Below are 5,522 nucleotides of genomic sequence, written 5' to 3' on the forward strand. Positions count from 1 at the left end.
GTCACCCTCAACCGCTGGTGGCGAGCCTGGACGGACACGGACCCACCCTCCGAGCTCCAGGCCCTGATCGACGCGGTCACCACCGGACACGGCATCGACCTCTACCGCCGGATTTAACGAACTACCGTTACTGAGCTTGAAGGCGTGATGTCGGGCGATCAGCGGCTCTGCCCACCGAAGTCCTGGAAGACTTGGGGCTATGCCTGAGCAACTGCGGAAGTGGTCTTTGACCGGTGGAACAGTGGTCAAGCACATGCACTATGGGCTCAGGGTGCAGGTTCCGTCCGGGGAGATTGGTGTGGTCGACCGCGTCGATATCGCTGAGGGCTATCTCGACCCCGCAGAGTGGCCAGCGGTCGGCTCCGTGGTCACCGTTGTCGGTGCTGGATACGCAGGTCGTCAACTTCGGCTGAGCATTCGCCCAAGTCACCTCGAAGAAGCAGGGATCCGTGCGGCGACAGACGAGCGGGCGGCTGACGAGGCCGAGTCTGGTGGTGCTGGACGGACCCCCAGGACCTGCCCGAGTTGATCAAAGGCAGCAATCTGGGCCGGCCGTGGCCAGTCCGGTGCCGGCGAGGCACCCGTCGATGAGGGCGGGCCGGTACTGGACCTCTCGCAAGCCACGCTTCAGGGCGCGCATCAGGTGGGCGGGGTCGGTGAAGGCGGTGTTGGCCTGGCAGCGGCGGCGAAGGAGAGACCAGACCCCTTCGACCGGGTTGAGCTGCGGTGCGTAGGGCGGGAGGTAGTGGACGGTGATCCAGTCCTGGGCGTCGATGAACCCGCGTAAGCGGCGGTCGCGGTGGACGTTGAGGTTGTCCCAGACCAGAACGATCGGCTTGCCGAGTTGGCGGTAGGCGACGGTCAGCAGGTCTCGGTAGTCGGTCCAGGCGAAGCTGCGGCGCCCTCCGGTCTTGTGGTCTGGGTGGACGAGCGGCCGGTAGATCAGCCGGGATCGCTCACCCGGCTTGTAGCAGGTCAGGGCCGCGATGGAGATGCGACGCTGGGAACGTCCGCGGACGCGGATGATCGGGGTGTGGCCTCGGCGGGACCAAGTGCGGGCAGTGGGCGGCGTCATCGAGAAGCCGGCCTCGTCCTCGAACACGAGGTAGGCATCGAGCGCCGCCGCGGTGCTTCCACGGACGGCCAGGTCTCCTTCACCCAGCTGGCCACGGCGACCTCGTCCCGCTCGACCGCACGTCGGGCCGGGACCTGGTGGCTCCAGCCGTGACGTCGCAGCATCTGCGAGACACCCGACAGCGTGAAGGACTTGTGGAACCGCCGCCCGATGAGCGTCTTGATCCGGGCCAGGGTCCAGGTCTGGTCCGGCCAGCCGTGCGCAACCGCTCCCTTGGTCAGCTCGACCTCCAGTACGGCGAACAGCGTGTCGCTCAGCTTCGGCATGGAGACCGGCCCCGCCGACCGCAACCCCTCGCAGCCAGCTTCCTGCCAGGCCCGGCGCCACCGCTGCACCGAGCGTTCGCTGACCCATAGGTCCCTGGCGACCTCCCTGTTGGAGGCACCAGCAGCGAACCGCTCGGCTGCCTCCATCCGGATCCGCTCACGAAACATCTGGCGTTCAGGCGTCAACCCACCACCCTGCAGATACCTCATACAACCGGCATACCGCGAGGATCACCCTCCGCCAGCCCCTTCCGACATCACGCTTCGAAGGTCAGTAGGCGCCAGGTGCCGTCGTCCTGCAGATGCTGCCCGGCAGGCGCGGAGCGGGCCTGGGCCCGCTCCACACCTGCGTCACCGGACCGGTTCACCTGGCCGCGGCACGTTCCCTCCATTCGGCCGACTACTGGAACAGCTGGAGGTTGTTCGCCGCGAAGTCGCGAGCATCCAGCGCAGGCCGGCCGAGCACCTTCTGCACGTCACCCGACACGCGGTCGTACCGGTTCTCCCGGTGCAAGCGGGCCATGGTCTTGACATGGTCGAGGAGATGATCAGGCAGATTCACCGCGTTGAGGAACTCGACCCAGCCGTCGAACGGAATGTCGACATAGGTAACCGGGCGGCCGACGGCCTTGGCGAATTCCTCGGCCACACCGTTCAGGTCGCGTGACACGGGCCCCGTGAGCTCGTACACCTGGCCCACGTGCTGAGCGGGATCGGTGAGGATGGCCGCCACCACATCCGCCACGTCCTCGGTGGACACGGGGGAGGTCCTGCCGGTGCCGAAAGGCAGCTGGAGGTTGTAGCCGTCCGCAGAGGGAGCGATGGCGAAGGCGAACAGGGGATTCTCCATGAAGATCGTCGGCCTGACCTCGACCACCGGCAGACCCGACCACGACAGGATGTGTTCGGTGAGCAGATGCAGGCGCTGGTGCCGGGACTCCGACGTGCTGGTGAGGGTCATCTGCGAAACAGTCATCTGCGACATGTTCACAAACGCCTCCAGCCCCTCCTGGTCCCGCGCAATCGACGCGACAGTGGCCGCGGCCTCGAGGTAGGCGCTCGACACGCTCATCCCGAAGTAGAGCCGACGGGCTCCGTCGAGGGCGCGCGCCACATCGTCGGGCCGTGTGAGGTCCCCGATCACGACCTCGGCACCCGTCGCGCGCAGCGACTCGGCGCGGTCGTCGTTCTGCCTGACCATCGCCCGCACGGGAAGATCGGCCTTGCGCAGCCGCTCGACCACTTTGCGTCCGATGGATCCGGGGCCGCCTGCCCCCGTCACGAGAATGAGGTCGTTCGACATGTCCTGCTCCTCTTGATCGGTCCATGCGCACAGGCCGCGGGTCGGGTGACGCCTTGGTTTGCCTGCGCAGATTCGGCACACCGACTCCCTTGTGAGGGAGGGTGCTTCGCTACCTCGGCTGGGTAACCACCTTGGCCAGGGCCTCGGGTTCATCCCACTGGAGCCAATGGCGTGCCTTGATGAAGTTCAGGCTGGTGTCGGGGAACAGACCGGCTACGCGTCTGGCCACGTCCAGGCTGAGGTAGGGGGCGTCCTCGCCAAAAATCAACCAACGATCCGACGGTCCGAAGGCCGCCGCTCAGCCGCCTTGGCGCCGGTGACGCTCTAGAAGCCGCCGCACGTGCCTGGCGTACTGTCCAGCCCGCGACCTCTGAGCGCGATCGATCAGCAGCACTTGGGGATCAGCCGCGTGCTCGTACAACTCGACTTCAAAGGAGTCCGCGTCCACTTCGACCAGCCGAGCCAACGCGTCCCGATCCTGCTCAGCCGTAGGACGCAGGCTGACCTCGTCCCGCCATGCCTGACCGCTGGCCTGGGCTTCGTCCACCTCGCCAATATAGGTGCGGCCAAGCGGCGTGCGGCCTCTCAGACAAAGATGCAGAGGAAGCGGCCTAGACCTCGGACATCAACGGGTCAGTCCGTCTCGGCCCTGGCAGCAGCACCCCGGAAGTGAGGCAGCGCCTGAACGACGCCGGCAGCAAGCCCGAGAGCGGCGAAGACCCACCAGATGTGATGGAAGGTGTCCACCACGGTGGTCGGGGTGGGCGTTCCGAGAATCGCCACGAAGAGGCTGATGCCCAGGACGGCGCCCAGCTGCCTGAAGCTGGAGTTGATGGCGGAACCCACGGCGAACTGGTTCGGGGGGAGCTTCGCCACTGCGGCGCCGGACTGCACGGGCAGGGTGAAGCCGATACCGAGGCCGGTCAGCAGCGTCCACGGGAGCCAGTGCGTCACCCAGTGGTGCGAGGCGTTCACGGACAGGGCGAAGCCGAGGCAACCGATCGTCCACAGAACTGCTCCGACGAGCAGCACCTTCTTGTGCCCGATGACGCTGGCCAGCTTGGTGGTGGACCGGGCGACGATGGTCACTACGACCGGTCCCGCCGCGCTGGCAAGCGCTGCTCGCAGGACGGAGTACTGCCACACCGTCTGGAGGTAGATCAGGTTGGCCAGGAGCAGTCCGAAGAACGCTGTGGAGAACAGCAGCGTCGCTGCGTTGACGTCGCGGAACTGGCGCTCCTTGAAGAGTGCGAGATCCATGATGGGTCGTGCCGCCCTGGACGTACGCCACAGGAAGACAGGCAGGACCAGGGCAGACAGCACGAAGCCGGCCACGACCAGTCCGTCCGACCAGCCGCGGGTGGGTCCTTCGATGATGGAGTAGCTCAGCAGCGCCGGGAAAAGGGCGATGAGCACGGTTCCGAGGACGTCCGGGATGCCGGAGGCATGGGGATCGCGGGATTCGTGCAGGAGGCTCTTGCCAAAGCCGAGGATGATCGCAGCGATCGGGATGTTGACCAGGAAGATCCATCGCCATGAGGCGTACTCGGTCAGCAGGGCGCCCAGGGTCGGGCCGACCGCCGCGGCTGCGGCCGCCATGGCGCCCCAGACGCCGATGGCGACATGCCTGCGCTCGGCGTGGAACTCGTGCAGGACGAGGGCGAGGGACGAAGGCACGACGAGTGCCGCGAACACCGCCTGGAGCGCACGGCCGGCGATGAGGATGCCTGCGCTCGGCGCAAGGCCGCACAGGGCGCTCATCAGGGCGAACCCGGCGATGCCGATCATGAAGGTCTGCTTGCGCCCGTAGCGGTCGGCGATGCGGCCGGCCGGTATGAGCATCGCGGCGAAGACGAGGCTGTAGGCGTTGAGCACCCACGCGAGGTGCCCCGTCGTGGTGTCGAAGCTGCGGCTGATCGTCTGGAAGGCAATGTTGACGATCGTGGTGTCCAGGAAGACCACGAAGGCGCCCAGGCTGCCCAGTGCGAGCACCCAGCGCGCCCGCCGAAGCCCGGCAGGCGTCTCGGCCTGAGGCTCCTTGTCCGACACGTCGAGCCCGACAGCGGGCGCACGCTCTGCATTGGTCACGGTGAACTGCTCCAAAGTGGGTTGTGAAACACGACTGACTCGACCGACAGTACATGAGTCGGTTGGGAACTCCAACCGACTATCCTGGAGGCATGGCAACCACTGATGCACCGGACGGCAAACTCGGTATGACGGACCAGCCCGTGAGCGTGAGGGCGTGCCCCCTCGCCGCTTCACTTGAGGTGCTGGGCGAGAAATGGTCGCTGCTGGCGATCCGCGAGATGACCTACGGCGTGCACCGATTCGGACAGATCGCGGGCTATACGGGGGCGTCGAAGGACATCCTGGCCGACCGGCTGCGCAAACTCGAGGCCGCCGGCGTCGTCGAACGCCGCCAGTACAGCGAGCATCCGCCCCGATACGAATACCACCTCACCGAGGCGGGCCGGGACCTGCAGCCGGCGCTGCTCGGTCTCTTTCGATGGGGCAACAAGTGGGCCGTGACCGAGCCGTCGCTCAGGGTTCGGCACTCCTGCGGGCATGACCTGGCGATCACGCAGGCCTGCAGCCACTGTGACGGGCCTGTCTCGCGTCAGACCATCGAGTTCGAGGTCATCGAGCACACCGACTGATGACCCCAACGCATCAACAGACCAGACGGTCGAGGAGCTGCATGAACGTGCCCCAGGGACCATCACCGCGGACGTGGGGAGCAGTCCGCTCGCTCCGGTACACGCCCGGGGCCCCAGGGCGACCGCAGGGTCAGGGTCGCACCCCCTCGCCCCCCACC

Annotated in this window: 6 protein-coding genes; 1 reads left to right on the forward strand and 5 read right to left on the reverse strand. The window is 66.7% G+C overall.

Features of this window, described 5'->3' with window-relative positions; genetic code table 11:
- Positions 1-529: 529 nt before the first annotated feature.
- The 5 genes from FNH09_RS50365 to FNH09_RS44145 all read right to left on the reverse strand — a co-directional run bounded on the left by FNH09_RS50365 (position 530) and on the right by FNH09_RS44145 (position 4,792).
- A protein-coding gene (locus FNH09_RS50365) for an IS630 family transposase (RefSeq protein WP_420802842.1) occupies positions 530-1,611 on the reverse strand; the annotation gives its coding sequence in 2 pieces (ribosomal slippage) (positions 530-1,165 and positions 1,168-1,611; 1,080 coding nt in all).
- A gap of 190 nt (positions 1,612-1,801) precedes the next feature.
- Positions 1,802-2,704 carry an NmrA family NAD(P)-binding protein gene (locus FNH09_RS44135; RefSeq protein WP_152895502.1) on the reverse strand — a complete coding sequence of 301 codons (903 nt, stop codon included), beginning with the start codon at positions 2,702-2,704 and terminating at the stop codon, positions 1,802-1,804.
- 109 nt (positions 2,705-2,813) lie between these two features.
- Positions 2,814-2,972 (reverse strand): alpha/beta fold hydrolase, encoded by a 159-nt coding sequence (locus FNH09_RS46930; protein WP_156110863.1) that lies wholly within the window; start codon positions 2,970-2,972, stop codon positions 2,814-2,816.
- A 30-nt stretch (positions 2,973-3,002) separates the two neighbouring features.
- Positions 3,003-3,251 carry a hypothetical protein gene (locus tag FNH09_RS44140; protein ID WP_162470026.1) on the reverse strand — a complete coding sequence of 83 codons (249 nt, stop codon included), beginning with the start codon at positions 3,249-3,251 and terminating at the stop codon, positions 3,003-3,005.
- Between the two features lie 86 nt (positions 3,252-3,337).
- A complete protein-coding gene (locus FNH09_RS44145; protein ID WP_162470027.1) occupies positions 3,338-4,792 on the reverse strand; it encodes a DHA2 family efflux MFS transporter permease subunit in 1,455 nt (484 codons plus the stop codon).
- A gap of 92 nt (positions 4,793-4,884) precedes the next feature.
- Between FNH09_RS44145 and FNH09_RS44150 the strand changes: the two genes are divergently transcribed.
- Positions 4,885-5,364, forward strand: coding sequence for a winged helix-turn-helix transcriptional regulator (locus FNH09_RS44150; protein WP_152895504.1), 480 nt, complete (start codon positions 4,885-4,887; stop codon positions 5,362-5,364).
- Positions 5,365-5,522 lie beyond the last annotated feature (158 nt).

The organism is Streptomyces adustus, assembly GCF_009377175.1.
In the GTDB taxonomy this organism is placed as follows: domain Bacteria; phylum Actinomycetota; class Actinomycetes; order Streptomycetales; family Streptomycetaceae; genus Streptomyces; species Streptomyces adustus.